1 protein-coding gene is annotated in these 1679 nt (G+C 39.7%); it reads left to right on the top strand.

Annotated elements, in window-relative coordinates:
• Nucleotides 1-260: 260 nt before the first annotated feature.
• Complete coding sequence (locus KE626_RS34430) at nt 261-1652, top strand: IS110 family RNA-guided transposase (protein WP_211977691.1); 1392 nt, start codon at nt 261-263, stop codon at nt 1650-1652.
• Nucleotides 1653-1679: the final 27 nt, after the last annotated feature.

Here is a 1679-nt window from a genome sequence, read left to right as displayed (position 1 = left end):
TAGTCCTCCAATCAGCAAAGCTGATGTTTCTCCGATAATAACTCTGATGCCAACGCTGGTATTTCTATTTAGCTAAAAGGCGGTAAATTAGATCATCATCCCTTTGCAGCAAAGCCTGAGCTGGCACTGGATTCAAAAAATTCATTTGTATAGTCTGGTTCTTCCGGCTCTTTATGTTTCAGATTGGGGCACCTCAGACCCCGTATAGGAGAATAGACACTTTATGTCGGAAGGCAAAGGGTTTATTTAAAACATAGGTTATGAAAAAAGAAGACACTTTAAAAAAAACAGGCAAAAACCGCTTTGTTAACATGCCTATACTCAATTCCAACGCGGCAGGCATCGATATTGGAGGAAGTTTACATGCGGTAGCGGTTCCCATAGGTAGAGATGATGAATCAGTCCGGACTTTTGGAGCTATGACCTGCGATCTTCATGAAATAGCAAATTGGTTAAAAAAATGTAACGTAGATACAGTTGCCATGGAGAGTACAGGAGTATATTGGAAGCCATTATTCGCCCTTCTTATCCACAAAGGTTTTGAAGTTTATCTGGTCAATGCTCAACATGTGCGCAATGTTACTGGCCGAAAAACGGATCAAAGCGATGCCCAATGGTTACAGCAACTACATAGTTGTGGGTTGCTCAGCAGTTGTTATCTGCCAGACGCAGAGCAGGAGTCGTTAAGGTCTTTAGTTCGTTATCGCCGTGTTCTTATCCGCGACTGCAATCGTTATATTTTACGCATTCAGAAAGCGTTAGCATTAATGAATATCAAACTTGATTCTGTGCTTGCCAATGTAATGTGCAAAAGCGGTATTGCGATTCTGGAAAAGATCATTGCCGGAGAGAGAAAAGCCGAGAACTTTTTACCTCTGATCGATAAGCGCGTAAGAGCAAAGAAAGAAATGATCCTAAAGTCATTAGAGGGCAATTGGCTACCTGAACATTTATTCTTGTTAGCAGAAAATTACAAGTGCTATCTATTCATACAGGAGAGAATTACTATTTGTGAAAAAGAAATTATAGCACAATTAGAACGTTATGAAGCCAGTCTGAACGAAGGAGTAATTTCCCCGAAGGACAATATAACCAGGCCAGAAGCCGCTGACCGCTTTCTGCTACGCAAGATGGAAAAGCCACATCCCAACCTCAATACAATGCCATATCTGGAAAGAATTTTTAGGGTAAATGTGATTGCTATTTACGGATTAAGTGATGTTGGTGCATTGGAAATTCTTGCAGAAACAGGAACAGATTTAAGTAAGTGGCCAACAGAAAAACACTTTGTGTCATGGTTAAATCTATGCCCCAACAATAAAGTATCAGGCGGGAAGATCATAAGTAGCAAATTAATGAAGAAGCAACCCAATATGGCTAGTCAGGCTTTTCGGGCCGCTGCAAATGGTGTACAGAAAAGTGATCACTGGCTGGGGAACTACTTCAGAAGAATGAAAGCAAAGGCTGGGCAAAAGTATGCCATTGTCGCAACCGCAAATAAAATAGCAACCATCTATTACAAGATGATCCGAAATAAAAAAGAATTTAATCCAATTGACTTGAAAGTTTATCAGGAAAAATATAGACAAGCCAAAATACTCTATCTGGAAAAAAGGTTACAGAAATTAAAATTCGGGGAAGTATCTGCCTGATATTTTCCTTTCATTAAAATATGGTAA

The sequence above is a fragment of the Chitinophaga hostae genome (assembly GCF_018224885.1).
GTDB classification, from domain to species: Bacteria; Bacteroidota; Bacteroidia; order Chitinophagales; family Chitinophagaceae; genus Chitinophaga; species Chitinophaga hostae.
This window is presented reverse-complemented; position numbering and strand designations above follow the sequence as displayed.

Bases quoted from the DNA above. Each gene is read 5' to 3' on its own strand.
- KE626_RS34430 (WP_211977691.1), top strand. From the start codon at position 261: ATGAAAAAAGAAGACACTTTAAAAAAAACAGGCAAAAACCGCTTTGTT.